Here is a 25,071-nt window from a genome sequence, read left to right as displayed (position 1 = left end):
GCCGGTGCGGCTCAGGCGAACTCGCGGGCCGGCGTGGCGGGCCCGCCGAGGGGGTCACGGCGCTCGGGCATGCGCAGGCGGACCATGCGGTGCCAGCCGGCGAGGCGTTCGTAGGCGTACAGCGCGTGGATGCCGGCGGCGAGCAGCGCGGACTTGGCCCGGGGCCAGCCCAGGATGCGGCCCATGCGGGCCGTCACGGCGAGGCTGACGTCCCGGTAGACCGCGATCTCGGCGAGCGCGCACGCGCGCAGGGTGCGCTGGATCAGCCGGCCGTGCCCGGCGGCGGCGAAGCGCAGCAGTTCCTCGTGGGTATAGGCGAGGTGGTCGTCCTCGTCGGCGGAGATCATCCGTACGGCCCTGCCGACCTCGGGATGGTCGGCGAAGTGCCGGCGGAGCATCACCATCTGGTCGGCGGCGCGCTGCTCGGTGACGCGGCTGTGCGAGAGGTAGACGATGATGTCCCGCACACAGAGCGGCTCGTCGCGGCGGAGCCTGTCGTGGGCGAGACCGATGCCGCGCCGCTCCAGGAGCATCGTGTAGTCGGTCTCGGGCGGCACGGCGACGGGGGTGAGTCCACGCTTGTGCAGCAGGGCGCGGAAGATGCGTCCGTGCTTGTCCTCGTCGGCACCGTGGCGGGCGATCCTGGGGGCGAGCGCGCCTTCGCTCTGCGGTACGAGTGCGGCGATCCTTCCGTTCTCCCAGCCGCCCTGGGACTCACCGCCGGCGGCGATGGAGCAGAAGAGCCGGAAGGACTCGTCGTGGTCGAGGATCTCCTGGAACAGACTCCTGGCCGAAAGCATCGAGGCCACCTCTCCGCAAGACTCCGCGGCTTCCCCGGCATTCCGCGACATTCAGCGTTCTTCAGCGACATTCCGCAAAGAACGAGTCAAGTGCGGGCGGAGCGGAGTCGCAACACGGATGTCCGGCGACTGGGCCGAAAGAAGGAACAGCGGGGTCGTAACCGCACGGCGCCCGGCGCGTTGTTCCCGGTGACGGCCGTGGCGGGGAAGACCCCCGAGCCCCCACCACGGCCGCTGAATTCTTCGACCCGCTCCCGTTACGCGAGTCCGGCGCGCTCCAGTGCCTCGCTGCCGGCCCGCAGGGAGGCGAGCCGCTCCTCCAGCGTGAAGCCCGCGGGGTTGAGGCTGAGGGTCGTCACTCCGGCGGCGGCGTAGGCCTTCATCCGGTCGGCGATCCGGTCGACGGAGCCCAGCAGCGCCGTCTTGTCGATGAGGTCCTGCGGGACCGCGGCAGCGGCGCCCTGCTTGTCCCCGGCCAGGTACTTCTCCTGGATCTCGGCGGCCTGCTTCTCGTACCCCATGCGCCGGGCGAGCTGGTTGTAGAAGTTCTGCTTGGCGCTGCCCATGCCGCCGACGTACAGGGCGGTGTAGGGGCGGAAGGTGTCGGCGAGCCGGGCCACGTCCTTGTCGTCGCCGACGGCGATCGGCAGGGTCGGGCAGACGTCGAACCCGTCGAGGGTCTTGCCCGCCTTCTCGCGCCCCGCGCGCAGGTACGTGATCGTGGTCTCCTCCAGGTGCTCGGCGGAGGGGAAGATCAGCAGGGCGCCGTCGGCGATCTCGCCGGTCTGCTCCAGGTTCTTCGGGCCGATCGCGGCGATGTACAGCGGGATGTGCTCGCGCTGCGGGTGCACGGTCAGCTTGATCGGCTTGCCCGGTCCGCCCGGCAGCGGCAGCGTCCAGTGCGCGCCCTCGTACGACAGCCGCTCGCGCGTCATCGCCTTGCGTACGATCTCCACGTACTCACGCGTGCGTGCCAGCGGCTTGTCGAACTTGACGCCGTACCAGCCCTCGGAGACCTGCGGCCCGGACACCCCGAGCCCGAGCCGGAACCGTCCGCCGGACAGCGAGTCCAGCGTCGCGGCCGTCATCGCGGTCATCGCGGGCTGCCGGGCCGGGATCTGGAAGATGGCCGAGCCGATGTCGATGCGCTCGGTCTGTGCGGCGACCCAGCTGAGCACCGTGGCCGCGTCGGAGCCGTACGCCTCGGCGGCCCAGCACACGGCGAACCCCAGCCGGTCGGCCTCCTGGGCCACGGCCAGATTATCCCCGTCCATTCCGGCACCCCAGTAGCCGAGGTTGATCCCGAGCTGCATGGCCGATTTCCCCTTACCCATGAGTAACGTCCCTGTGGGGGCGACCTTAGCGCGGGGGCGGGGGTCGGGGGCAGAGGACTCGCACCGCTCGGCACCGGTGCCGGTGGGGCGCGGGTTGTCCACAGGCAACCCACGGCAGCAGTTCTGGCCAGTAATCTCGCGGTCATGGAGCAGAGGCATCTCGGCCGTACCGGCCTGCGCGTGTCCCGGATCGGACTCGGCACCCTCACCTGGGGCCGGGACACCGACCAGCACGACGCCGCGGACATGCTGAAGGCGTTCTGGGAAGCCGGTGGCACGCTCGTCGACACCGCGGACGTGTACGGCGACGGGGAGTCGGAGTATCTGCTCGGGCAGCTGATGGACGGTCTGGTGCCGCGGCGCGACCTGGTGATCTCCACCAAGGCGGGCAGCGTCCCCGACCCCGACCGCCGCTTCGACGGCTCGCGCGGCCATCTGCTCGCCGCGCTCGACGCCTCCCTCGCCCGCCTGGGCACGGACCACGTCGACCTGTGGCACGTCCACGCCTACGACCCCGGCACCCCGTTGGAGGAGACGCTCCAGGCACTGGACATAGCGGTCAGCAGCGGGCGTGCCCGCTACGCGGGAGTCTCCAACTACTGCGGCTGGCAGCTCGCCAAGGCGGCCACCTGGCAGCTCGCGGCGCCCGGCACCCGCACCCGGCTGGCCAGCACGCAGATGGAGTACTCGCTGCTCCAGCGGGGCGTCGAGCGCGAGGTGCTGCCCGCCGCGCTCGACCTCGGCGTCGGCCTCCTGCCCTCCTCGCCGCTCGGCCGGGGCGTGCTGACCGGCAAGTACCGGCACACCACCCCCGCCGACTCCCGCGGCGCCTCCGAGCATCTGGCGCCCTTCGTCGAGCCGTATCTCGACGACACGGCCACCCGCATCGTGGACGCGGTGACGACGGCCGCCGACGGGCTCGCCGTCACCCCGCTGCAGGTGGCCCTCGCCTGGGTCCGGGACCGGCCCGGCGTGGCCGCCCCGATCGTCGGCGCGCGCAACGCACAGCAGCTCACGGCGGCATTGTCAGTGGAGGCCCTTAATCTTCCTGACGAGATCTGCCGGGCGCTGGACGATGTGTCGGCGCCCGTGCACCGCTATCCCGATCACGACTGGAGCACGCTGTGAGCACGGAGCCGGAGACCACGGAGAAAGCCGGGCCGGGGACGCCGGACACACCCGGGGCCCGCGGCGGCGGACCCGCACCCGCGCCCGAGGAGAGCCGTGCCGACGGCACCGAGGCGAGCGGGGCCGGGAGCGAGCCCGGCCCGGGCACGGGCGGAGCCGGCGACGAGACCGGCGCGGGCGGGCCCGGAAGGGAATCCGGCGAGAGCGGGCCCGGAAGCGAATCCGGCGAGAGCGGGGCCGAAGGCGCCGGCGGCACGACGGGTACCGACCGGATCGAAGGCGGAACCGGCTCCGGCGACAGCGGTGACGGCGGCGACAGCGGTGACGGCGCTGAAGGCCAGGTGTCCGAGGCGGAGGCCGAGTTGGCCGCGCAGCGGGTCGAACGGGAGCGGATCGAGCGGCGCAAGGCGGAGAAGAAGGGCCCGGTCGAAAGCGGCGCCAAGCTGAGCGGCACGGCGGCCGACCTGCTCGCGGCGGTCCGGGCCGTGGAGGGCGGCGAGAAGCCGGCGGCCACGGTGTTCGCCGAGCCCGCACCGGCCCCGCGCCGCCCGGCCCCGGAGCCGGTGCGCCGGCCGCAGCCCACACCTCCCCCGGCCGCCGTCGCGCCCGGCGCGCCCGCGCCGGAGTGGGTGGACAGCGTCCGCAGGGTGCTGGCCGAGGGCGGCGCGCCCGAGGCCCTGGCCCCGCAGGTTGCGGCGGCGCTCGGCGAGGGCGCCGAGGCCGCGCTGCGCGAGGACCCCTGGCAGCTGCTGCGGATCGGCGGCGTACGGCCCGACCAGGCCGACGGCTTCGCACGGGCGCTGCTCGGCGGCGCCTGCGGCCCGGACGACGAGCGGCGGGGCCGTGCGGTGACCGTCTGGCTGCTGGAGCAGGCGGCCCTGGCCGGGCACACCGCACTGGACCTGTCCACGCTCACCGAGGCACTGGGCCGGCAGGGCGTGCCCGACCCGGACGCGGCGGTGCAGAGCACGCTCGCCGAGGCCGAGGCCCTGGCCTTCCAGGACGCGCTGGAGGACCCCACGGGCGCCGCGCCCCAGGCGGCGGACGAGGGCGACGACGAGGAAGAGGAACGCCCGGTCCGCGTTCTCGTCGGCCTGGAGCGCTGCGCGCTGGCCGAGGAGAGCCTCGCCGACGGCCTGGCCCGGCTGGTCAACTCACTGTCCAAGGACGCCGAGGAGGCCTGGCAGGCGGCTGCCGGCGCGGCCCGCGGCAGTGCGGCCGAGCTGGTCCGCGCGGTCGCCGGGCACGGTCTGGTGCTGCACACCGGCGCGGAGGCGGCCCGTGCCGAGCCGGCCGCGCTGCTCGACGTCGCCCGCGCCGTACCTGCGGGCCTTCGCCGTCTGCCACACGCCCGACGGCCGCCGGCGGCTGGCCGCGCCGCCGGGCGCGGAGGCGAACGCGGACCCGGCCGAGCGCGGGGTGGGCACGGTGGCCGGTCTGCTGTCCGGCGCCGAGGGTCCGGGCCGGGACGCGGACGGCGCCCTGGAGCTGGACCTGCTGATCGTGCTGGATGCGCCGCAGCTCGACGTGGAGAGCGCCGCGATGCTGGTGGAGTCGCTGCCGGACGGGGCCCGGCTGGTGCTCAGCGGCGACCCGGCGGTGCTGTGGTCGGCCGGCCCGGGCCGGGTCTTCGCCGATCTGCTCGCCGCCCGTGCCTGCCCGCAGATCGCCTCCCGCGTCCCCGACCCGGGCCCGGTCGGCGAGCTGGTCTCGGGCATCGGCATCGGTGAGCTGAACCAGGTCGAAGCCCCCGGCAAGGAGATCGTCATCGTCCCGGTGCGGGACGCGGGCGAGGCCGTGCACCGGACGGTCCAGCTGGTCGCGGACTCGGTGCCGCGGGCGATCGGGATCCCTGCCGACCAGACCGTGGTGATCACCCCGGGGCACGGCGGAGCCGCGGGCACCCGCGCCCTCAACGCCGCCCTGAAGGAGCGTCTCAACCCCGGCCCCGGCCGCTTCGGCGGCTTCGACCCCGGCGACCGGATCGCCTACGCCCCCGCACCGGGTCGTACGGTGCCGGGCGTGGTGGTGAAGGCCGACGCCGAGGGACTGCACCTGTCGTGCGCGGGCACCCCCGTGGTCGTACCGCGCGAGCGGGTGGAGGCGTCCGTACGGCACGGCTGGGCGCTGACCGCGCACCAGGCCGTGGGCGCCCGCTGGCCGGCGGCGGTCGTGGTGCTGCCCGGCGACGCGGCGCAGGCGCTCAGCCGGCCGTGGGTGTACACGGCGTTCGGCCGGGCGGAGCGGCACCTGTCGGTGGTCCACGGGGTGGAGCAGGCCCTGCCGAAGGCGGTGGCGGAGACCTTGGCCAAGCCCCGCACGACCCGCTTGCAGACGCTGCTGCGCACGCAGGTGCCGGCAGGCGGCTGAACCGGGTCCGGCGGTGCCGTACCGGCCTCGGGCCGCACGGCACCGCGGCCGGCCTCACCGCTCGGCGTCGACCCCGACCCCGTCGACCTCGTCGACGTCGTCGGCTCCCTCCACCCCGTCGTCCTCGTCCTCCTCGTCCTCCTCCACGAACTCGAGGTCTTCGTCGTCCTCGTCGGTGTCGTCCTCGTCGTCGAAGACCGCGCTCACGTCGAACCGGCACACCACCCCTTGCTGGTCGATGTGCTCGAACGGCGCCTCGAGCCACTCCCCGGCCTCCAGGGGCTCCTCGGCCGCGGTGACCCAGAGCGTGGAGTCGCCCTCCTCCAGGCCGAACTCCTTGTGCCGGGAGGCGATCTCGTCCGGTTCGAACTCGCCGAAGAGAACGCCGAGCGCCCCGGGGACCGTGCCGGCGGCGCCCTCGGCCGTGCCGGCGGCCTCCTCGTAGTCCGCCGCCTCGACCCGCTGGGCCTGGGCGAGCAGCCGCTGGGGTTCCGCGACGGCGTAGTCGCGGCGGATCAGCACGCTGATCGCGTTGGGCTCCTCGGGGCCCGCGTACGGCGGCAGCTCGTCCGTACCGGGGATCTCGAAGGGCGTGACCTCGTCGTAGCGGTCGTAGAGCAGCTCGTCGTACACCTCGGCGGCCGCGGCCAGCTGGTTGAACGCCTCGGAGACGGCCGGGTCGTCCTCCCCCGACCTGCGTTCGACCGCCGCCAGATGACGGTCGAGCGCGGTCTTGACCGCCTCGGCGGCGGCACGTACCTCGGCAGCGGTGGGCTGCGCAGCATCAGACATAGTGCAGACGCTATCCGTACCGGGCCCCAGACCGCACAATAGATGCGATGCCGGAATACGAATTTGTCGACGTGTACGTGCCTCGCGGGGTCTCCCGCAAGGAGGCCACACGTCTTCTGACGGACCATGCCGAGTACGGACACTGGGAGTTGGACCGACTGAGCCTGATGCGCGACGGCAGCCGCAAGGTGCGGTTGCGCCGACGGATCATCCGCCAGGTGCGGGCCACGTGGTGAGGCCGGGCACATGAACGGAGCGGGCCCCGCCGGCATGGCAGGGCCCGCTCCGTTTTCCGCACCGGGCGGCTCGGCGAGCCGCACGGTTCACCGCCGCCGTACGACCCACAGTGCCGTACGGCCTTGTCCGCAGCCGGTGTTGCCGCCCGGGACGCGCCTAGGCCGCGGCCCGCGCCTTGCGGTAGAGCACCGCGCCCGCGAGCAGCGCGCCCGCGGCGACCGGCAGCGCGAGGCCGAGCGGCACATCGCTGCCGGTGTGCGCGAGCTGGGCCGCGGCCGGGAGCTGGTCGCCACGCCCGCCCTGCTGTGCGACCTGCGAGGCCCCGTGGGACCCGTGTGATCCCTGGGGCCCGTGAGGCGTGTGGCCCCCCTGACCGGGCGGGGTCGTCGGACCTCCCGGGTGCCCCGGGTGGCCCGGGTGACCGGGATGGCCCGGGTGACCGGGGTGCCCTGGGTGACCGGGGTGACCCGGGTGTCCGGGATGGCCCGGGTGACCGGGGTGCCCTGGCTGACCGGGGTGCCCTGGCTGACCCGGCGGGTTGCCGTGCTGATCGCCGCCGCCGTTGGCACAGTCGTTGCCCATGGCGGCGTTCCCCGCGCCGATGACGTTCACGCTGTTGCCGCAGACGTTCACCGGGACGTCGACCGGCACCTGCACGGTGTTGCCGGAGCCGACGCCGGGCGAGCCGCTGGTGTGGCCGCCCGCGTGTGAGCCCCCGGAACTCCCGGAGCCGCCGTGGCCCCCCGAAGTCCCGCCGCCGTTGGCGCACTTGTTGCCCATCGACGGGTTGAGCAGTCCGACGACGTTCACGGTGTTGCCGCAGATGTTCACCGGCGCGTGCACCGGCGCCTGCACCACGTTGCCGGACAGTACGCCGGGTGAGCCGGCCGCGGCGCCCATGGCGCCGGAGTCCGCGTGGGCGTAGCCGCTCGCGGCGGCGATCACACCGGTCGCGGCGGCCATCGTCATCAGGCCCTTGCGTGTGCTGTGTCGCATGCTGATTCCCCCCTGCCTTCGCTTCTCTCGGATCTCTCTGAAAGGCCGGTCGGCCCCGGAGCGCGTAGGGCGCACTCCGGGGCCGACGGCTGTCACGCACGCCCCTCAGGGAGACTGCGTCACTTGTTGATGCAGGTGTTGCCGAAGGCGGGGTTCAGGAGCCCGATCACGTTGATCGTGTTGCCGCACACGTTCACCGGGACGTGTACGGGCACCTGGACGACGTTGCCGGAGATGACACCCGGGGAGTGCACGGCGGCACCCTGAGCACCGGAATCGGCGACAGCCAGGCCCGCGCCCGCGAGAACCAGCCCACCGGTGGCAGCCGCAGCAGCGACGACCTTCTTGATCATTACTTCCTCCTAGTTGGCAATGCGATCCCAAGGCGCGGGGATCACGTCAGCTGTAACGAGGAGGGAGTAATGGAGCTACGAGCTTATGGTCGCATTCACCCTTCTCAGTCGGGCTCGTACGCGCGCCCGATTACTCCGGGGCAGGGCCTCACGACGCGTCGATGAACCGGTCCAGCACCCGCACGCCGAACTGCAGGCCGTCCACCGGCACCCGCTCGTCCACGCCGTGGAACATGCCCGCGAAGTCCAGCTCCGGCGGCAGCTTCAGCGGGGCGAAGCCGAAGCCGCGGATGCCGAGGTGGTCGAAGGACTTGGCGTCGGTGCCGCCGGAGAGCATGTACGGGATCGCCTTGGCGGTGGGGTCCTCGGCCAGCAGCGCCGACTGCATGGCCTCCACCAGCGCCCCGTCGAAGCCGGTCTCGACGGCCTTGTCGGCGTGCACGTCCTCGCGGCGGACGTTCGGTCCGAGCAGCCGGTCGAGGTCGCCGAGGAACTCCTCCTCGTAGCCCGGCAGGAACCGTCCGTCGATGTGCGCGGTGGCCTCGCCCGGGATGACGTTGACCTTGTAGCCGGCGTTCAGCTGGGTGGGGTTGGCCGTGTTGCTGAGGGTCGCGCCGATCAGCTTGGCGATGCCGCCGAGCCTCGCGAGGGTGGACTGCATGTCCTCCGGGTCCAGCTCGGTGCCGAGCGCGTCGCCCAGCTCGTCCAGGAAGGCCCGGGTGGTCTTGGTGACCCGCACCGGGAACTTGTGCCGGCCGACCCGGGCCACGGCCTCGGACAGCTCGGTGATGGCGTTGTCCCGGTGGATCATCGAGCCGTGCCCGGCGGTACCGGCCACGGTCAGCTTCATCCAGTGCATGCCCTTCTCGGCCGTCTGGATCAGATAGAGCCGCCGCTGCTCGTTCACGGTGAACGAGAAGCCGCCGACCTCGCTGATCGCCTCGGTGACGCCCTCGAAGAGGCCGGGGTGGTTGTCGACCAGGTGGCGGGCGCCGTAGGTGCCACCCGCCTCCTCGTCGGCGAGGAAGGCGACCACGATGTCCCGCGGGGGCCGCCGGCCGCTGCGGAGCCGGTCGCGCACGACCGCGAGGGTCATCGCGTCCATGTCCTTCATGTCGACGGCCCCGCGCCCCCATACGCACCCGTCGGCGACCTCGCCGGAGAACGGGTGGTGCGTCCAGTCGCCGGCGTTGGCCGGTACGACGTCCAGGTGGCCGTGGATCAGCAGCGCGGGCCGGGAGGGGTCCTCCCCCTCGATGCGGGCCACCGTCGAGGCGCGGCCCGGATGCGACTCGTAGATCTCCGGCTCCAGCCCGACCTCGGCGAGCTTCTCCGCGACCCACTCGGCGGCCTGGCGCTCGCCGGGGCCGGAGTGGTCGCCGTAGTTGCTGGTGTCGAACCGGATCAGCTCGCGGCAGAGGTCCACGACCTCGTCCTCGCCGGTGACGCTCCTGGCCGTGTCCGTCTCGCTCACGTGCTTCCTCCCGCGGTGCAGCTGCTGGTGGTCCTCCTCATCCTCCCTCTCCCCCGCCCACGGCCCAAGGCCGGTCCCGGCCCGTCACACGCCGTTCACGCCCGGCCTGCCGCGGAGGCGGGGTGATCAGACACCCCCGAAAGCCTGGTAATGTTTCCTTCGTCGCCGCGAGGGAAACCCCGCCGAAAGGGATCCCGCGCACGACAGACACCTTGTCCGGGTGGCGGAATGGCAGACGCGCTAGCTTGAGGTGCTAGTGCCCTTTATCGGGCGTGGGGGTTCAAGTCCCCCCTCGGACACCAGCGAAGGCCCCTGCTCACGCAGGGGCCTTCCGCGTTCTCCCGCAGCGGCCCGCTCCCGGCCCCGCTTCCCGCGAACTGCCCCTGGTTGTCCGCTCCTTGGCGGTGTGTGGGGCATGTCTCGTACCGCGGGAAGAGCGGCAGCTCAGCGGTCTCGGGCCGGCTCTCCCGCAGCCGCCGTCGAGGCCCTGCCGAGTGGCCGGACGAAGAGCCGGAGCCTAGCGTCGTACTAAAATTTCCGGCTTGTGACTTCAGCCGGACCGACGTGAGGACCCGATGGCAGCCATAGACGAGAGCAGCGCTCTCGGCCTGCTCGACGAAGAGATCCGCACGCAGTTCGGCGACCGGGCGCGCTTCTCGGCGGGGGCCGCCGCCTCTCCGCGCACCCTGGTCGACGTCTTCGAGGCGACCGTGCGGTCCCATCCGGACGAGCCCGCCCTGGACGACGGTACGACGTGTCTCACCTATCGCGAGCTGGCCGTCGAGGTGGAGCGGCTGCGGCTGCGGCTCGCCAGGCACATGGTCGGGCTCGGGGACCGGGTCGGGGTGCGGGTCCCGTCCGGGACGAACGAGCTGTACATCGCGATTCTCGCGGTGCTCGCCGCCGGTGCCGCGTACGTCCCCGTCGACGCCGAGGACCCGGACGAGCGGGCCGAGCTGGTGTTCGGGGAGGCGGCGGTGCGGGCCGTCGTCGGGGCCGGGCACGCCATCGACGTCCAGGGCGACGGGGGCTCTCCCGCCGCGCGGCCCGGCACCGGGCAGGACGCGTGGATCATCTTCACCTCCGGGTCCACCGGGAAGCCCAAGGGCGTCGCCGTCACGCACCGCAGCGCCGCCGCCTTCGTGGACGCGGAGGCCGCCCTCTTCCTCACCGAGGAGCCGATCGGGCCCGGAGACCGGGTCATGGCGGGGCTGTCGGTCGCCTTCGACGCCTCCTGCGAGGAGATGTGGCTGGCCTGGCGGTACGGCGCCTGTCTGGTGCCGGTGCCTCGGTCGCAGGTCAGGAGCGGTGCCGATCTGGGACCGTGGCTGGTCGAGCAGGAGATCACGGTCGTGTCCACGGTGCCGACGCTGGCGGCGCTGTGGGAGCCCGGGACGCTCAACGACGTACGGCTGCTGATCTTCGGCGGCGAGGCCTGCCCGCCCGAGCTGGCGCAGCGGCTGGTCACCGAGGGGCGCGAGGTGTGGAACACCTACGGGCCGACCGAGGCGACCGTCGTGGCCTGCGCGTCGCTGCTCACCGGCGAGGAGCCCATACGGATCGGGCTGCCGCTGAACGGCTGGGAGCTGGCCGTCGTCGACGAGGCCGGTGAGCCCGTGGCCATGGGCGGCAGCGGGCAGCTGGTGATCGGCGGGGTCGGGCTCGCGCGGTATCTCGACGCCGAGAAGGACGCGGAGAAGTACGCGCCCCTGGAATCCCTCGGCTGGGAGCGGGCCTATCGCAGTGGTGACCTGGTCAGGGCCGAGCCGGAAGGGCTGGTCTTCCTGGGCCGGGCCGACGAGCAGATCAAGCTCGGCGGGCGGCGGATCGAGCTGGGCGAGGTGGACGCCGCGCTGCAGGCGCTGCCCCAGGTGGCGGGGGCCGCGGCCGCCGTGCGCACCGCCCGCAGCGGCAATCAGCTGCTCGTCGGCTATGTCGTCACCCAGGACGGCTGGGACCACGCGGCCGCCGTGGAGAAGCTGCGCGCCGAGCTGCCGGCCGCGCTGGTGCCGTTGCTCGCGCCCGTCGCCGAGCTGCCGACCCGGACGTCCGGGAAGGTGGACCGGGGCGCCCTGCCGTGGCCGCTGGAGGGCGTCGAGACGCCCAAGGCCGGCCTGTACGGCACCGAGGCCTGGCTGGCCGAGCAGTGGGCCGCGGTCCTCGGCATCCCGGTGACCAGCGCCTTCGACGACTTCTTCGCGATCGGCGGCGGCAGTCTGGCCGCCGCCCAGCTCACCACCCGGCTGCGCACCCGCTACCCGAGTGCCGCCGTCCTCGACATCTACCAGCAGCCCGTCCTGCGCAAGCTGGCCCGGCGGCTGGAGGACTCGGCGCAGGACGACGGCAAGGCCCGCACGGTGGCGCCGGTGCCGGTGCGTGCCCAGGCGCTGCAGCTGCTGCTGCTCCTCCCGCTGTTCACGGTGCTCGGGCTGCGCTGGACGCTGGTGCTGGCCGCCGTCGGGAATCTGCTGACCGGGTACGCCTGGCTGCCGACCGCGCCCTGGTGGCTCATCGCCGTCGGTGGCCTGCTGCTCTTCACCCCGCCCGGCCGGATCGCCATCGCGGCGGGCGGGGCGCGGCTGCTGCTGCGGGGCCTGGAACCAGGGCGGTATCCGCGCGGTGGCGGCCTGCATCTGCGGCTGTGGACCGCCGAGCGGCTGGCCGAGTTCAGCGGGGCCACCACCCTGACGGGCTCCTGGCTGGAGCGGTACGCCCGCGCGCTGGGCGCCAAGGTCGGGCCCGAGGTCGATCTGCACTCGCTGCCGCCGGTCACCGGCATGCTCAAACTGGGCCGGGGCGCGGCCGTGGAGTCCGAGGTCGATCTGTCGGGGTACTGGCTGGACGGCGACCGGCTGGTGGTCGGCCCGGTCAAGGTCGGCGCGCACGCCACCGTCGGCACCCGCAGCATGCTCTTCCCGGGCGCCCGGGTCGGCAAGCGGGCCGAGGTGGCCCCCGGCTCGGCGGTCAGCGGGCAGATACCGACCGGTCAGCGGTGGGCGGGCGCGCCCGCGGTCAAGCTGGGCAAGGCCAAGCGCAACTGGCCGCAGGAACGCCCGCAGCGGGGCACGTACTGGCGGGTGATGTACGGCGTCACCGGTCATGCGCTGAGCGCGCTGCCGCTGGTCGCGGGCGTGGCCGCGCTGCTGGTCGCCCGGCTCTTCGTGGCGCCCGGCGCCTTCGCGGCCGGTGCCCTGCGCGGGGCCGCGCTCGCGCTGGTCCCGGCCACGCTGGCCTACGGGCTGGCGTACGCGCTGCTGATCCTCGTCGCCGTACGCGTGCTGAGCCTCGGGCTGCGCGAGGGCACGCATCCGACGCACAGCCGGGTGGGCTGGCAGGCGTGGGCCGTGACGCAGCTGATGGACCGCTCCCGCGAGACGCTGTTCCCGCTGTACGCCGGGCTGGTCACACCGGTGTGGCTGCGGCTGCTGGGGATGCGGATCGGGCGGGGTGCCGAGGTGTCGACCGTGCTGGCGCTGCCGAGCCTGACCACCGTCGGCGACGGGGCGTTCCTCGCGGACGACACGCTGACCGCGCCGTACGAGCTGGGCGGCGGCTGGATGCGGATCGGACGCGCGCAGATCGGGCGCCGGGCCTTCCTCGGGAACTCCGGAATGACCGCGCCGGGGCGGCGGGTGCCGGACGGCGGTCTGGTCGGTGTGCTGTCGGCGACGCCCAAGAAGGCGAAGAAGGGCACCTCGTACCTGGGGCTGCCCCCGGTGAAGCTGCCGCGCAGCGCCGCCGACGCGGACCAGAGCCGTACCTACGACCCGCCGGCCCGGCTGCTGTGGGCGCGCGGGCTGGTGGAGCTGTGCCGGATCGTTCCGGTGCTGTGCTCGGCGGCGCTGGCCGCGGCGACGGTGTCGGCGCTGTGTGCGCTGGGCCCGTGGGCCTGGGCGCTGTCGGGTCCGGTGCTGCTGGTGGCGGGTGTCGTCGCGGGGCTGGTCTCGGTCGTCGCGAAGTGGCTGCTCGTGGGGCGGCACCGGGCCGGGGAGCATCCGCTGTGGAGCGCGTTCGTGTGGCGCAACGAGCTGGCCGACACCTTCGTCGAGGTGCTGGCCGTGCCGTGGCTGGCCGGGTCCGTACCGGGCACGCCGGTGATGACGGCCTGGCTGCGCGGACTCGGCGCGCGCATCGGCAGGGGCGTGTGGGTGGAGAGCTACTGGCTGCCGGAGACGGACCTGGTGACGCTGGAGGACGGCGCCACCGTGAACCGCGGCTGTGTGCTGCAGACCCACCTCTTCCATGACCGGATCTTGCGGACGGATACTGTGGTTCTCCGTGCGGGCGCCACCCTGGGGCCTGGCGGGATCGTGCTGCCCGGCAGCACGGTCGGGGCCCGTACGACACTGGGTCCCGCGTCGCTCGTCATGGCCGCGGAGTCCGTTCCGGACGACACCCGCTGGCTCGGCAACCCGATCGAGGCATGGCGCCCGTGAGCGCACCCCCTTCGGAACCGGTGGGCGGTGGACCGGCACGCGGTGGTGGCACAGCGCAGGGAGCAGACACAGCAGTGGCAGTTCAGCAGTCGGCCGGCCCGGACCCGTACTTCCCGGACAACGGCGATCCCCGGTACCGGGTGCATCGCTACGAACTCACGCTGGACTACCGGCCGGGCCCCAACCGGCTGGCCGGCACCGCCCGGATCAACGCCATCGCGGGCCGGGCGCCGCTGGCCGAGTTCCAGCTGAACCTGGCCGGCTTCAGGATCGGCCGGATCCGGGTGGACGGCCGACAGCCGCACTACACGCACCGGGGCGGGAGGCTGCGGGTGAAGCCGGCGAAGCCGCTGCGCGCCGGGGCCGCCTTCACCGTGGAGGTGCACTGGTCCGGCAATCCCAAGCCGGTGACCAGCCCCTGGGGCGGGATCGGCTGGGAGGAGCTGGCGGACGGGGCGCTGGTGGCGAGCCAGCCGACCGGGGCGCCGTCCTGGTACCCGTGCAACGACCGGCCCGCCGACAAGGCGTCGTACCTGATCCAGGTCACCACGCCGTCGGCGTACGCCGTGGTCTCGGGCGGGCGGCTGCTGACCCGGACGACGAAGGCGTCCACGACCACCTGGGTGTACGAGCAGTCCGCGCCCACGTCCAGCTATCTCGTCGGACTCGCGATCGGCAAGCTGCAGACGGTGCTGCTGGGCGATCCGGGGCCGGGCGGGGTGCCGCAGCACGGCCACATCCCGGCCCATCTGCTGCCCGCGTTCTCCCGGGACTTCGCGCGCCAGCCCGCGATGATGGAGCTGTTCCAGGAGCTGTTCGGGCCGTACCCGTTCGAGGAGTACGCGGTCGCGGTGACGGAGGAGGAACTCGATGTGCCGGTCGAGGCACAGGGGTTGTCGCTGTTCGGCTCCAACCACGTGGACGGCAACCGGGGTTCGGAGCGGCTGGTGGCGCACGAGCTGGCGCACCAGTGGTTCGGCAACTGCGTGTCCATCGCCGACTGGCGGCACATCTGGCTGAACGAGGGCTTCGCCAAGTACGCGGAGTGGCTGTGGTCCGAGCGTTCGGGCGGTCGCAGCGCCCAGCAACTGGCCGCCGCGGCCCACCGGTTGCTGGCCGGGCAGCCGCAGGATCTGCGGCTGGCCGATCCGGGGCGCCGGTCGATGTTCGACGACCGGCTCTACGAGCGGGGCGGGCTGACCCTGCACGCGCTGCGCTGCGCGCTCGGCGACGACGCGTTCTTCCGCATGCTGCGCGGCTGGGTGCGCCAGCACCGGGGCGGGTCGGTGACGACGGCGGCGTTCGTCGAACACGTGACCAGGTTCGCGGACGAGTCACCGGCCGGACTGTTCGAGGCATGGGTGTACGGGGCGAAGCTGCCGCCGCTGCCGGTCGTCCCGGGACAGCACACCTAGGTCACACCTAGGTCCTGTCGTCACTTTCCTGCGCGAGCGGGAGCGGCGGGTCTCACTCCCGGTCCAGCCACAGCGGCGAAGGGTCCTCCAGGTCGACCGCCCCCACCGCCTTCATGTCCCCGTCGGCGGCGCGCAGCAGGATCCTTCCCATGGCGATGAGTGCCCGCCCGGCGGCCAGTTCGTCGCCGATCTCCGGGACGTCGGGGTCGTACGGGTTGCGGCGGGCCTCGGCGCGGCTCTCCATCACGTTGTCACCGGTGTCCAGCACGATCCGGGCCGTGGTGTCCGGGTCGTGCTCGGACAGATACAGGTTCAGCCGCCACTCCTTGACGGCCGGAGGACGGCCGCGCATGGGATCGGTCATCGTCCCTCTCGCCTCCCGGTACCGGACTTCCTTTCCACTGTGCACCCGGCCAGGGGCGGGCGCCTCTCCTCGGCCGGGCAGAATGTGGGGCATGACCTCGCGCACCTGTCCCTGTGGGCTCCCCCGGCCGTACGACGCCTGCTGCGGCCGCTTCCACGCCGGAGCGGCCACCGCGCCGAGTGCCGAGTTGCTGATGCGCTCGCGGTACAGCGCGTTCGTGACGGGGGACGCCGGGTATCTGCTGCGCACCTGGCATCCACGGACCCGGCCGGGGCGGCTGGACCTCGATCCGCGGATGCGGTGGACGGGGCTGGAGATCCTGGACAGCACCGACGGGTCCGCCTTCCACGCCACGGGCACGGTGACGTTCCGCGCCTCCTACCGGGGCGGTTCGCTGCACGAGCGCAGCCGGTTCGAGCGGGTGGACGGGGCCTGGGTGTACGTGGACGGGGAGTTCCTGGACTGATCCGGTCAGGGCGCCAGGATGTCCAGTTCCTGGAGGGCGCCCACGGTGATCTGCCGGGTCAGTTCCTCGGCGCGGGCCGCGTCGCCCGCGCGCACCGCCTCGGCGACCTGGACGTGCAGGGTGACCGCCGCCGGGTCGGGGTCCTCGAACATGACCTCGTGGTGGGTGCGGCCGGCCAGGACCTCGGCGACGACGTCGCCGAGGCGGGCGAACATCTCGTTGCCCGAGGCGGTCAGGATGACGCGGTGGAAGGCCATGTCATGTATCAGGTACCCCTCGAGCTGGTGGCCGCGTGAGTTGGCCACCATGCCGAGCGCGCACTCGGTGAGTTCGGCGCACTGCCCGGCCGTCGCGTGCCGCGCGGCGAGGCCCGCGGCGACGGGTTCGACCGCGGAGCGCAGCACGGTCAGCGAGCGCAGCTGGTGCGGGCGGTCGGCGCCCGCGAGGCGCCAGCGGATGACCTGCGGGTCGTAGACGTTCCACTCGGACTTCTGGCGGACGATCACGCCGACCCGGCGGCGGGACTCGACCAGGTGCATGGATTCGAGCACGCGGACCGCCTCGCGCATCACGGAGCGTGACACCTCGAAGTGCTGGGCGAGTTCGTCCGTGCGCAGGACGCTGCCCGGCGGGTACTCGCCCGCGGTGATCGCGGGGCCGAGGGTGTCCAGTACATGGCCGTGCAGCCCCCGGCCCGGTGTGCTCATGCACTCAGCGTACGGCGTGGATCACCCGCTGAAAAAGTCAGACTTATACGTCACAGACTCTTGAATTCGTCGGACCTAATGGGTTTCAGTGTGGCGACGCCGATGTGGCGTCGGATGTCGAGGAAGACAGCGAGGCAGTAATGCGTACCCCCCAGGTCGTCGTCGTGATGGGCGTCGCGGGGACGGGCAAGACCACCATCGGTCCCTTGCTCGCCGCGCGGCTGGGCGTCCCGTACGCCGAGGGCGACGACTTCCACCCGCCGGCCAACATCGCCAAGATGTCGGCCGGGACCCCGCTGGACGACACCGACCGGTGGCCGTGGCTGGACGCCATCGGGCACTGGGCGCACGGGCGGGCCGGGCTGGGCGGGGTGGTCAGCAGCTCGGCGTTGAAGCGGTCGTACCGCGACCGGCTCAGGGCCGCGGCTCCCGGGGTCGTGTTCGTGCACCTCACGGGCGACCGGAAGCTGATCGAGGACCGGATGGGCCACCGGCAGGGCCACTTCATGCCGACCGCCCTGCTGGACTCCCAGTTCGCGACGCTCCAGCCCCTGGAGCCGGACGAGGCGGGAGTCGCCGTCGACGTCAGCGGCAGCCCCGAGGAGATCACCGAACGCGCCGTCCAGGCGCTGGCCGCGCTTCCCGCCGCATCCGCCTGAGCAGCCGCATCCGCGTACACCCCGCTCCCCGCGGGACACCCCCGAAAAGTCCCCCGTAACCGCAAGGGAACCCCCGTGACCAGACTCAGCGTCGAGATGCTGGCAGCGGACACGCCTCCGCCGATCACCTCCGCCGGACACGCCCAGCTGGGCATCGCCGTCCTGGTGGGCATAGCCGTGATCGTCCTGCTCATCACCAAGTTCAAGCTCCATGCCTTCCTGGCGCTGACCATCGGGTCGCTGGCGCTCGGGGCGGCCGCCGGGGCACCGCTCGACAAGACGATCACCAGCTTCACCACCGGACTCGGCTCCACGGTGGCCGGCGTCGGCGTCCTGATCGCGCTCGGGGCGATCCTGGGCAAGCTGCTCGCCGACTCCGGCGGCGCCGACCAGATCGTCGACACGATCCTCGCCAAGGCCGGCGGGCGCGCGATGCCCTGGGCGATGGTGCTCATCGCCTCCGTGATCGGCCTGCCGCTGTTCTTCGAGGTCGGCATCGTGCTGCTGATCCCGGTCGTGCTGATGGTCGCCAAGCGCGGCAACTACTCCCTGATGCGCATCGGCATCCCGGCCCTCGCCGGTCTGTCCGTGATGCACGGCCTGATCCCGCCGCACCCCGGCCCGCTGGTCGCGATCGACGCGGTCAAGGCCAACCTGGGTGTGACCCTGGCGCTCGGCATCGTGGTCGCGATCCCGACGGTGATCATCGCCGGTCCGCTGTTCTCCAGGGTCGCGGCCCGCTGGGTGGACGTCCAGGCGCCCGACCGGATGCTGCCGCAGCGCGCCTCGGAGCAGCTGGAGCGCCGCCCCGGCTTCGGCGCGACGCTCGCCACCGTGCTGCTGCCGGTGGTGCTGATGCTGGCCAAGGCGCTGGTGGACATCGTCGTCGACGACCCGGCGAACAGGACGCAGCGCGTCTTCGACGTCGTCGGCTCCCCGCTGATCGCGCTGCTCGCGGCCGTGATCGTCGGCTTCTTCACGCTGGGCCGGCCCGCCGGGTTCAGCAAGGAGCGGCTCCAGCAGACGGTCGAGAAGGGCCTGATGCCGATCGCCGGCATCCTGCTGATCGTCGGCGCGGGCGGTGGCTTCAAGCAGACGCTGATCGACTCCGGTGTGGGCCAGATGATCCTGGACATCTCCAAGAACTGGTCGATCCCGGCGCTGCTGCTGGGCTGGCTGATCGCGGTCGTGATCCGGCTGGCCACGGGCTCGGCGACGGTGGCGACGGTCTCGGCGGCCGGTCTGGCCGCGCCGCTCGCGGCGACCATGTCGACCACCCACACCGCCCTGCTGGTCCTCGCCATCGGCGCCGGCTCGCTCTTCTTCAGTCATGTCAACGACGCCGGCTTCTGGCTGGTGAAGGAGTACTTCGGGCTGGACGTCGGGCAGACCATCAAGACCTGGTCGGCGATGGAGACGATCCTCTCGGTGGTCGGCGGCGGACTGGTCCTGCTCCTCTCACTGATCATCTAGGGACACCGCGATGAGTCACCCGCTCTTCGACATCGGCGGCCGTACGGCCCTGGTCACGGGCTCGAGCCGGGGCATCGGCCTCGCGCTGGCCCGGGGCCTGGCCGAGGCCGGGTGCACGGTGGTCCTCAACGGACGTGACGGCGGCCGGCTGGACGAGGCGGCGGCCCACCTGCCCGGGGACCGGATCCGCACGGCGGTCTTCGACGTGACCGACGCGGCCTCGGTGGCCGCCGGGATCGCGGACGTCGAGGAGCGGGTGGGCCCGCTCGACATCCTGGTGAACAACGCGGGCATGCAACTGCGCGCCCCGCTGCTGGAGTTCACGGACGCCGGCTGGCACCGGATCCTGGACACCAACCTCACCAGCGCCTTCCTGGTCGGCCGGGAGGCGGCCCGCCGGATGACCGGGCGCGGCCACGGCAAGATCATCAACATCTGCTCGCTGCAGAGCGAGGTCGTCCGGCCCGGCATCGCGCCCTACGCGGCGGCCAAGGGCGCGCTGAAGATGCTCACCAAGGGCATGTGCGCGGACTGGGGACCGTACGGTGTCCAGGTCAACGGGCTCGGACCGGGCTACATCGAGACCGAGCTGACCAAGCCCCTCGTCGAGGACGAGGAGTTCAGCGCCTGGGTGCGCCGGCGCACCCCGGCCGGCCGCTGGGGCCGCACCGAGGACCTGGTGGGCGGCGTGCTCTTCCTCGCTTCGCCCGCGGCCGACTTCGTGAGCGGGCAGATCCTCTACGTCGACGGCGGCATGACGAGCGTCCTTTAGGAAGACGAGCGTCCTTGTCGTCCTTGTGGAAAGGGGCTGCGGCAATGCTGGGTTGTGTGCTTCACGGCGCGGGCGACCTGCGGGTCGCGGAGCTTGCGGTGCCCGTCCCCGGGCCCGGCGAGGCCCTGGTCGCCGTCCGCTACGGCGGCATCTGCGGCTCCGATCTGCACTACTGGCGGCACGGCGGGGTCGGGGACTTCCGGCTCCGCGAGCCGATGGTGCCCGGGCACGAGGTGGTGGGCACGGTGGTGTCCTACGGCGCCGGGGCCACCGGTCCCGCACCGGGCACGGCGGTGGCCGTGCACCCCGCCACGCCCTGCGGGCGCTGCCCGGAGTGCGCGGACGGGCGGGCGAACGTGTGCCGGGACGTGCGGTATCTGGGCAGCGCGGCCCGCTTTCCGCACGTACAGGGCGCATTCGCGGCCCAAGTTGCCGTACCCGTCGGGCAGTTGAGGGAGCTTCCGGACGGGCTCGGGCTGCGCCGGGCCGCGCTCGCCGAGCCGTTGTCGGTGGCGCTGCACGCGGTGCGGCGGGCCGGGGACGTCTCCGGCCGGCATGTGCTGGTGACCGGGGCCGGGCCGATCGGGTGCCTGGTGGTCGCGGCGGCGAAGGCGGCCGGCGCGGCACGGGTGACGGTGACCGACCTGGTGCCCCAGGCGCTCGGGTACGCGGCCGTCGCCGGCGCCGACACGCTCGTACGGGCCGACGATCCGGAGGATGCCGGCCGGCCGGACGAGGTCGACGTGGCCGTCGAGGCGTCGGGCGCCGCGGCCGGGCTCGACACCTGCCTGCGGCACGTACGGCGCGCGGGTGTGGTCGTCCAGCTCGGGATGCTGCCGCCGGGGCCGAGCCCGTTCGCCGGGAACCTGCTGGTGAGCCGGGAGATCGAGCTGCGGGGCGCGTTCCGCTTCGATGCCGAGTTCGACGACGCGCTTCGGCTGCTGGCGGCCGAGGGGAAGTTCGACGGGCTCGTCAGTGGGGTGGTTCCGGTGCGGGCGGCGGGGGACGCGTTCGCGCTGGCCGCCGACCGGGAGCGGTCCTGCAAGGTGCTGCTGGAGTTCTGACCGGTGTCAGGGACGCCAGAGCGGGTGCTCCCGCTTCGCCCAGTCCTCGTTCACCGTCCCGGTGCGCAGGCCCCTTCTCGCCTCCGGGTCGCCCAGGGCCATGCCGATGTGGCCCGCCAGGACCACGCCGATCGTCAGGGCCAGCCAGTCGTGGACGAAGGTCGCCGAGGTGCGCCACATCAGCGGGGCGAGGTGGGTGAACCACATCAGCAGACCGGTGCCGAGCATGACCAGCGTGGCGCCGGCGATCCAGGCGGCGTAGACCTTCTGGCCGGCGTTGAACTTGCCGGCCGGACGCGAGGAGCGGCGCTTGTCGCGGACCAGCGCCGCGCGCAGCCAGATCCGGTCGTGCGGCCCGAAGCGGTTGAGGAAGCGCAGGTCGGCCCGGAAGGCACGGGAGGCGAGGCCCAGCAGGACCGGCACCGGCAGGGCGAGGCCCGCGCACTCGTGGACCCGGACGACCAGTTCCCGGCGGCCGACCAGGATCGCCAGCTGCGGGATGTAGAGGATCGCGGCCGTCACCACGCACACGCCCATCAGCACGGCCGTCGTACGGTGCACCCAGCGTTCGGCCCGGCTGAAACGGCGGAGCCGGGCGGCGGCCGGGGCCGGTGTGTCAGCTTGTAGGGTCATCGGTCCGTCCGTTCGACTTGCCGACCCAGGCGTCGACGTCGTAGCCGAGGTGCTCCCAGTAGCCGGGCTCGACGCGGTCGGTGACCGTGATGCCGGAGAGCCACTTGGCGGACTTGTAGAAGTACATGGGGGCGACGTAGAGGCGGACCGGGCCGCCGTGGTCGTGTCCGATGTCCTTGTCCTGCATGCGCAGCGCGACCAGGATGTCCGGGCGGCGTGCCTGGTCGAGGGTGAGGCTCTCGGTGTAGGTGCCGTCGAAGCACGTGAAGCGGATCGCCTTCGCCGTCCCGTGCACCCCTGCCGTGTCCAGCAGCCGGGAGAGGCGGACGCCCTCGAAGGGGGTGCCGGGCACCCGCCAGCCGGTGACGCACTGGACGTCCTTGACCAGCCGGGTCTGCGGCAGGGCGCGCAGGTCGTCCAGGGTGTAGGTGCGCGGGTGGTCGACGAGGCCGTCGATCTTCAGCTGGTAGTCCGCGGCGTTCTTGTGCGGCACCGACGCGGCGACGGAGTAGTAGCGGAAGCCGCCGCCGTTGGGCAGCAGGCCGGTCAGGCCGGTGGGGTCGTTGCCGGCGACGCTGCCGAGGAAGCCCTCCAGGCCGCGTTGCAGCGTGGGCGCGGCGACCACGCCGAGCGCGCCCAGGCCGAGGGTGCCGAGGAGGACGCGGCGGCCGATGGGCCTGCCGCCCGGCTCGCCGCCCCGCTCCTCGGATTGTTCAGAGTTCACGTATTCATTCGAGCACTCGGGGCTGTGTGGAGCCAGACAATGGGGTCACTGGTCAGACTTCCGTAATCACTTCTTACGTACGAGTCTTACGGCTCAGCCCGCCGTGCCGTTCAGTGCGCGGGCGCGGGCCTCGCGGAAGCAGGCGCGCGGGTCGCGGTGCGCGTAGGACCAGGGCGCCTCGGTGGCGTGGGCGCCGATGCGCCGGAACAGGGCCGCCGCCTCGGCGTGGCGGCCGGCGCCGGACAGCGCGAACGCCAGGTGGTTGAGGTCGATGTGGCGGCGGGGGTGTTCGTCGTGCTCCCACTCCAGCCACCAGTCGAAGCAGGCCCTGAGGATCCGGCGGGCGCGGGGGCCGGACCAGTGCCCGGAGGCGGCCGGGTCGGCGGGGGCCAGGCCGGTGGCGGCGAGGACCCGGTAGCGCTCGGCGTACGCGACGAGCGGCAGGACGGCGAGCGGGGAGTCGGCCGGGGCCGTGGCTGCGGCCAGCTCGGCGAGGTCGTACACCTCGTGGGTCTCGGCGCCCCGGCCGCCTGCGGGCCGTTCGGCGAGCCGGGCGAGGAGCAGATGGTGGCCGTGGTGGTGTTCGGGGTGGCGGCGGCGCAGCTCGGCGAAGACGGCGAGCAGTTCGCGCTCCGGACCGAGGGTGCGGGCGAGCTGCAGCAGGCCGAGCCAGGCAGTGGGGTCGGCGGGGGCGAGCGCGGCGGCCGCGGCGCAGGCCTCGCGGGCCCGGTCGGGGTCCTCCTTGCCGCGCAGGGCACGGTGGACCTGGGCGAGGGCGAAGAGCACGCCGGCGTCGGCGGAGCCGGGCTCGGCGAGCAGCCACTCCCGGGCCCAGGCGACGGCGTACGGCTCCTGGGCGAGCACGGTGAGGCGGTGGCCCCGGCGGTCCCAGTCGTCGCCGGTGTGCAGCAGCAGGGAGCGGGCGGCCTGCCGGCGGCCCTGGGCCAACGCGGCGCGTGCGGTGCGCAGTTCGGCGTCGTCCAGGGCGGCGTCGTAGGCGCCCGGGCCGTCCGCGGCGGAGTCGTCCGGGGCGGTGTCGCCGGACTGGTCCGTCAGGGCCCGGCCGGTGCCGAGCAGAGGGGGGAGTGGGGGCACCGCGGACTTCCTGTTTCTCGGGCTGCCATCGACCGATCACGCACAGCAAACCCCCAGCCAAGGTTTGCGTCAAGCGGAACGCTGGTGTTACTGGCTTCAACTAGCGTTCCACAAGCGGAACTTGAGCCTCTCCCTTGCAGGTGGGCCCGGCCGTGGACGCGATACCCGGCCGGCCGCTGTGGCGTACGCCATGGCGCGGGACGGCGAAGCCACGCAGCATGGCGGGCCGAGCGCCCGCCGACGCCCGGTTGCGGGTTCTTCCGGGTCAATGCCGTTCCGGGGGCGCTACAGTCGGCCATTACACGCCCGTGGTCCCCCCCCCGGATGATCGAGGTACGCAGCGTGTCCGTTCTGGTTCTCCTTCTCGCCGTGAGTGCGGCCTGCTGCCTGGGCTTCGGGTTCGTGCTCCAGCAGAACGCCGCACAGAAGGCACCGCTCGGCGACTTCCTGTCCTTCCGGCTGCTACTGGACCTGATGCGGGTGCCGCGCTGGCTGGGCGGGCTCGCGCTGATGGTGACCGGCATGGTGCTGGGCGCAATCGCCCTCGGCAAGGGCGACATCTCCCTCGTCGAACCGCTGCTGGCGACCAACCTGCTGTTCGCGCTCGCCCTTTCCCGGTGCCAGACGAAGCAGCCCCTGGGCCGGCAGGGCTGGGCGGGTCTGCTGCTGCTCGCGGGCGGGGTGAGCGCGTTCATCACGGCGGGCGAGCCGCGCGCCGGCCACGTCGTCACCGATCCGCTGCGGCACTGGCTGATCATCGGCGCGATGGTCGGCGCGGCCCTGGTGCTCACGACGTACGGCAAACGCTCCCGGCTGAGCTGGGGCCCGGTGCTGCTGGCCACCGCGGCCGGGCTGCTGTACGGCGTGCAGGACGCGCTGACCCGGGTCAGCGGTACCCGTTTCTCCGCGGGCGGCCTCACGGAGCTGTTCACCGGCTGGCAGCCCTACGGCGTGCTGGTGTGCGGGGTCACCGGCCTGGTCCTGGTGCAGAGCGCGTTCGAGACGGCCCCGCTGCGCATGTCGCTGCCCGCGCTCACCGCGGCCGAGCCGCTGGCCGGGATCCTGTGCGGGGTGGGCTTCCTCGGGGACCGGCTGCGTACCGACACCGGGGCGCTGGCCTGGGAGGCGGCGGGACTCGCGGCCGTGGTCGCGGGCATCGTGCTGCTCGGGCTGCACCCGGCGCTGCCGTGCGGAACGGCGGAGACGGAGCCCTCGGCACGGGATCTCGAGCGCCGCTGAGCCCCCTGCTTGGATGGGGGCATGAACCCTGCTGAGGAGATCCTCGACATCGTCGACGAGAACGACCGGGTCATCGGCCGGGCTCCGCGCGGCGAGGCGTACGCCCGGGGTCTGCGCCACCGCTGTGTATTTGTCGAGGCCCGGGACGCGGCCGGCCGGCTCTTCGTGCACCGGCGCACCGCCACCAAGCTGGTCTTCCCCTCCCTGTACGACACCTTCGTCGGCGGGGTCGTCGGGGCCGGCGAGTCCTACGACGAGGCGGCGCTGCGGGAGGCCGAGGAGGAGCTGGGTGTGACCGGGCTGCCCCGCCCCTCGTTCCTCTTCAAGTTCCTGTACGAAGACGGGGCCGGGAACAGCTGGTGGTCGGCGGTGTACGAGGTCCGCTGCGAACTGCCCGTACGGCCCCAGGCGGAGGAGGTGCAGTGGCACGGCTTCCTGGCCGAGGAGGAGGTCGAGCGGCGGCTGCGCGAGTGGGAGTGGGTGCCGGACGGGCTGGCGGCCTACGAGAGGCTGAGGGCGTTCCGTTCCGGCAGGTGAGAC

Annotated in this window: 22 protein-coding genes, 1 tRNA gene and 1 pseudogene; 13 read left to right on the top strand and 11 right to left on the bottom strand. The window is 73.0% G+C overall.

The annotated features are described in order from the left end of the window. Positions 1 to 11 precede the first annotated feature (11 nt). Positions 12 to 800 (bottom strand): hypothetical protein, encoded by a 789-nt coding sequence (locus tag A6P39_RS32620; protein WP_067050596.1) that lies wholly within the window; start codon positions 798 to 800, stop codon positions 12 to 14. 257 nt (positions 801 to 1,057) lie between these two features. Continuing rightward, positions 1,058 to 2,113 carry an LLM class F420-dependent oxidoreductase gene (locus tag A6P39_RS32615; RefSeq protein ID WP_067050599.1) on the bottom strand — a complete coding sequence of 352 codons (1,056 nt, stop codon included), beginning with the start codon at positions 2,111 to 2,113 and terminating at the stop codon, positions 1,058 to 1,060. A gap of 165 nt (positions 2,114 to 2,278) precedes the next feature. On the opposite strand from A6P39_RS32615, the gene A6P39_RS32610 reads away from it, so the two are divergent. Both A6P39_RS32610 and A6P39_RS32605 read left to right on the top strand, forming a co-directional pair. Continuing rightward, on the top strand, positions 2,279 to 3,262 hold the full coding sequence (locus A6P39_RS32610) for an aldo/keto reductase (protein WP_067050602.1): 984 nt from the start codon (positions 2,279 to 2,281) through the stop codon (positions 3,260 to 3,262). Then, positions 3,259 to 5,632, top strand: a pseudogene (locus tag A6P39_RS32605) (helix-hairpin-helix domain-containing protein). The gene A6P39_RS32610 and the pseudogene A6P39_RS32605 overlap by 4 nt, the downstream one beginning before the upstream one ends. 54 nt (positions 5,633 to 5,686) lie before the next feature. Here the strand turns inward: A6P39_RS32605 and A6P39_RS32600 are convergent. Further along, positions 5,687 to 6,424, bottom strand: coding sequence for a hypothetical protein (locus A6P39_RS32600; RefSeq protein WP_067050607.1), 738 nt, complete (start codon positions 6,422 to 6,424; stop codon positions 5,687 to 5,689). Between the two features lie 47 nt (positions 6,425 to 6,471). Here A6P39_RS32600 and A6P39_RS32595 point away from each other — a divergent pair, with 47 nt between their 5' ends. Continuing rightward, positions 6,472 to 6,660, top strand: a complete 189-nt coding sequence (locus tag A6P39_RS32595; RefSeq protein ID WP_067050609.1) for a DUF5703 family protein — start codon at positions 6,472 to 6,474, stop codon at positions 6,658 to 6,660. Positions 6,661 to 6,817: 157 nt separating this feature from the next. Here the strand turns inward: A6P39_RS32595 and A6P39_RS32590 are convergent, their stop codons facing one another. From A6P39_RS32590 to A6P39_RS32580, 3 genes are all read right to left on the bottom strand, one after another. Beyond that, positions 6,818 to 7,657, bottom strand: coding sequence for a chaplin (locus A6P39_RS32590; protein ID WP_067050613.1), 840 nt, complete (start codon positions 7,655 to 7,657; stop codon positions 6,818 to 6,820). A 119-nt stretch (positions 7,658 to 7,776) separates the two neighbouring features. Further along, positions 7,777 to 8,010: a chaplin ChpH gene (gene chpH, locus A6P39_RS32585; RefSeq protein ID WP_067050615.1), complete on the bottom strand. Its 234-nt coding sequence runs from the start codon at positions 8,008 to 8,010 to the stop codon at positions 7,777 to 7,779. Positions 8,011 to 8,158: 148 nt separating this feature from the next. Next, positions 8,159 to 9,484: a M20/M25/M40 family metallo-hydrolase gene (locus A6P39_RS32580; RefSeq protein WP_067050618.1), complete on the bottom strand. Its 1,326-nt coding sequence runs from the start codon at positions 9,482 to 9,484 to the stop codon at positions 8,159 to 8,161. Between the two features lie 214 nt (positions 9,485 to 9,698). Between A6P39_RS32580 and A6P39_RS32575 the strand changes: the two genes are divergently transcribed. The 3 genes from A6P39_RS32575 (at position 9,699) to A6P39_RS32565 (ending at position 15,335) form a co-directional block, all read left to right on the top strand. Continuing rightward, a tRNA-Leu gene (locus A6P39_RS32575) sits at positions 9,699 to 9,786 on the top strand. Positions 9,787 to 10,059: 273 nt separating this feature from the next. Next, positions 10,060 to 13,920, top strand: coding sequence for a Pls/PosA family non-ribosomal peptide synthetase (locus tag A6P39_RS32570; RefSeq protein ID WP_067050621.1), 3,861 nt, complete (start codon positions 10,060 to 10,062; stop codon positions 13,918 to 13,920). Positions 13,921 to 13,994: 74 nt separating this feature from the next. Beyond that, positions 13,995 to 15,335 (top strand): M1 family metallopeptidase, encoded by a 1,341-nt coding sequence (locus A6P39_RS32565; RefSeq protein WP_067050624.1) that lies wholly within the window; start codon positions 13,995 to 13,997, stop codon positions 15,333 to 15,335. A 52-nt stretch (positions 15,336 to 15,387) separates the two neighbouring features. Here A6P39_RS32565 and A6P39_RS32560 read toward each other — a convergent pair whose 3' ends face one another. Then, a complete protein-coding gene (locus A6P39_RS32560) occupies positions 15,388 to 15,699 on the bottom strand; it encodes a dsRBD fold-containing protein (protein ID WP_067050627.1) in 312 nt (103 codons plus the stop codon). Between the two features lie 91 nt (positions 15,700 to 15,790). Here A6P39_RS32560 and A6P39_RS32555 point away from each other — a divergent pair, with 91 nt between their 5' ends. Then, the gene (locus A6P39_RS32555; RefSeq protein ID WP_067050630.1) at positions 15,791 to 16,165 is read left to right on the top strand and encodes a YchJ family protein; all 375 of its coding nucleotides are present in this window, start codon (positions 15,791 to 15,793) and stop codon (positions 16,163 to 16,165) included. Between the two features lie 5 nt (positions 16,166 to 16,170). Here the strand turns inward: A6P39_RS32555 and A6P39_RS32550 are convergent, their stop codons facing one another. Continuing rightward, positions 16,171 to 16,872: a FadR/GntR family transcriptional regulator gene (locus tag A6P39_RS32550; protein WP_067050633.1), complete on the bottom strand. Its 702-nt coding sequence runs from the start codon at positions 16,870 to 16,872 to the stop codon at positions 16,171 to 16,173. Positions 16,873 to 17,012: 140 nt separating this feature from the next. Between A6P39_RS32550 and A6P39_RS32545 the strand changes: the two genes are divergently transcribed. The 4 genes from A6P39_RS32545 to A6P39_RS32530 all read left to right on the top strand — a co-directional run bounded on the left by A6P39_RS32545 (position 17,013) and on the right by A6P39_RS32530 (position 20,840). Continuing rightward, positions 17,013 to 17,531, top strand: a complete 519-nt coding sequence (locus A6P39_RS32545) for a gluconokinase (RefSeq protein WP_067050635.1) — start codon at positions 17,013 to 17,015, stop codon at positions 17,529 to 17,531. A 75-nt stretch (positions 17,532 to 17,606) separates the two neighbouring features. Beyond that, positions 17,607 to 19,004 carry a GntP family permease gene (locus A6P39_RS32540; protein ID WP_067050638.1) on the top strand — a complete coding sequence of 466 codons (1,398 nt, stop codon included), beginning with the start codon at positions 17,607 to 17,609 and terminating at the stop codon, positions 19,002 to 19,004. Between the two features lie 10 nt (positions 19,005 to 19,014). Next, positions 19,015 to 19,776 (top strand): SDR family oxidoreductase, encoded by a 762-nt coding sequence (locus A6P39_RS32535; protein WP_067050641.1) that lies wholly within the window; start codon positions 19,015 to 19,017, stop codon positions 19,774 to 19,776. Positions 19,777 to 19,820: 44 nt separating this feature from the next. Next, positions 19,821 to 20,840, top strand: coding sequence for an L-idonate 5-dehydrogenase (locus tag A6P39_RS32530; RefSeq protein WP_067050644.1), 1,020 nt, complete (start codon positions 19,821 to 19,823; stop codon positions 20,838 to 20,840). Between the two features lie 6 nt (positions 20,841 to 20,846). Here A6P39_RS32530 and A6P39_RS32525 read toward each other — a convergent pair whose 3' ends face one another. The 3 genes from A6P39_RS32525 to A6P39_RS32515 all read right to left on the bottom strand — a co-directional run bounded on the left by A6P39_RS32525 (position 20,847) and on the right by A6P39_RS32515 (position 23,292). Beyond that, positions 20,847 to 21,473 (bottom strand): cytochrome b/b6 domain-containing protein, encoded by a 627-nt coding sequence (locus A6P39_RS32525; RefSeq protein ID WP_067050647.1) that lies wholly within the window; start codon positions 21,471 to 21,473, stop codon positions 20,847 to 20,849. Continuing rightward, a complete protein-coding gene (locus tag A6P39_RS32520) occupies positions 21,457 to 22,197 on the bottom strand; it encodes a molybdopterin-dependent oxidoreductase (protein ID WP_067050650.1) in 741 nt (246 codons plus the stop codon). Before A6P39_RS32520 ends, A6P39_RS32525 begins: the two co-directional genes overlap by 17 nt. A gap of 93 nt (positions 22,198 to 22,290) precedes the next feature. Then, a complete protein-coding gene (locus A6P39_RS32515) occupies positions 22,291 to 23,292 on the bottom strand; it encodes a hypothetical protein (RefSeq protein WP_067050653.1) in 1,002 nt (333 codons plus the stop codon). A gap of 324 nt (positions 23,293 to 23,616) precedes the next feature. Here A6P39_RS32515 and A6P39_RS32510 point away from each other — a divergent pair, with 324 nt between their 5' ends. Then, on the top strand, positions 23,617 to 24,531 hold the full coding sequence (locus A6P39_RS32510) for a DMT family transporter (protein ID WP_199840892.1): 915 nt from the start codon (positions 23,617 to 23,619) through the stop codon (positions 24,529 to 24,531). Positions 24,532 to 24,552: 21 nt separating this feature from the next. After that, positions 24,553 to 25,068 (top strand): NUDIX domain-containing protein, encoded by a 516-nt coding sequence (locus tag A6P39_RS32505; RefSeq protein ID WP_067050656.1) that lies wholly within the window; start codon positions 24,553 to 24,555, stop codon positions 25,066 to 25,068. Positions 25,069 to 25,071: the final 3 nt, after the last annotated feature.

The sequence above is a fragment of the Streptomyces sp. FXJ1.172 genome, assembly GCF_001636945.3.
Classification (GTDB): domain Bacteria; phylum Actinomycetota; class Actinomycetes; order Streptomycetales; family Streptomycetaceae; genus Streptomyces.
This window is presented reverse-complemented; position numbering and strand designations above follow the sequence as displayed.

What these genes read in the sequence shown, in the direction of transcription:
- A6P39_RS32620 (WP_067050596.1), bottom strand. Translation starts at nt 800, where the DNA reads ATGCTTTCGGCCAGGAGTCTGTTCCAGGAGATCCTCGACCACGACGAG.
- A6P39_RS32615 (WP_067050599.1), bottom strand. Translation starts at nt 2,113, where the DNA reads ATGCAGCTCGGGATCAACCTCGGCTACTGGGGTGCCGGAATGGACGGG.
- A6P39_RS32610 (WP_067050602.1), top strand. Translation starts at nt 2,279, where the DNA reads ATGGAGCAGAGGCATCTCGGCCGTACCGGCCTGCGCGTGTCCCGGATC.
- A6P39_RS32600 (WP_067050607.1), bottom strand. Translation starts at nt 6,424, where the DNA reads ATGTCTGATGCTGCGCAGCCCACCGCTGCCGAGGTACGTGCCGCCGCC.
- A6P39_RS32595 (WP_067050609.1), top strand. Translation starts at nt 6,472, where the DNA reads ATGCCGGAATACGAATTTGTCGACGTGTACGTGCCTCGCGGGGTCTCC.
- A6P39_RS32590 (WP_067050613.1), bottom strand. Translation starts at nt 7,657, where the DNA reads ATGCGACACAGCACACGCAAGGGCCTGATGACGATGGCCGCCGCGACC.
- chpH (WP_067050615.1), bottom strand. Translation starts at nt 8,010, where the DNA reads ATGATCAAGAAGGTCGTCGCTGCTGCGGCTGCCACCGGTGGGCTGGTT.
- A6P39_RS32570 (WP_067050621.1), top strand. Translation starts at nt 10,060, where the DNA reads ATGGCAGCCATAGACGAGAGCAGCGCTCTCGGCCTGCTCGACGAAGAG.
- A6P39_RS32560 (WP_067050627.1), bottom strand. Translation starts at nt 15,699, where the DNA reads ATGACCGATCCCATGCGCGGCCGTCCTCCGGCCGTCAAGGAGTGGCGG.
- A6P39_RS32555 (WP_067050630.1), top strand. Translation starts at nt 15,791, where the DNA reads ATGACCTCGCGCACCTGTCCCTGTGGGCTCCCCCGGCCGTACGACGCC.
- A6P39_RS32550 (WP_067050633.1), bottom strand. Translation starts at nt 16,872, where the DNA reads ATGAGCACACCGGGCCGGGGGCTGCACGGCCATGTACTGGACACCCTC.
- A6P39_RS32545 (WP_067050635.1), top strand. Translation starts at nt 17,013, where the DNA reads ATGCGTACCCCCCAGGTCGTCGTCGTGATGGGCGTCGCGGGGACGGGC.
- A6P39_RS32535 (WP_067050641.1), top strand. Translation starts at nt 19,015, where the DNA reads ATGAGTCACCCGCTCTTCGACATCGGCGGCCGTACGGCCCTGGTCACG.
- A6P39_RS32530 (WP_067050644.1), top strand. Translation starts at nt 19,821, where the DNA reads ATGCTGGGTTGTGTGCTTCACGGCGCGGGCGACCTGCGGGTCGCGGAG.
- A6P39_RS32525 (WP_067050647.1), bottom strand. Translation starts at nt 21,473, where the DNA reads ATGACCCTACAAGCTGACACACCGGCCCCGGCCGCCGCCCGGCTCCGC.
- A6P39_RS32510 (WP_199840892.1), top strand. Translation starts at nt 23,617, where the DNA reads ATGATCGAGGTACGCAGCGTGTCCGTTCTGGTTCTCCTTCTCGCCGTG.
- A6P39_RS32505 (WP_067050656.1), top strand. Translation starts at nt 24,553, where the DNA reads ATGAACCCTGCTGAGGAGATCCTCGACATCGTCGACGAGAACGACCGG.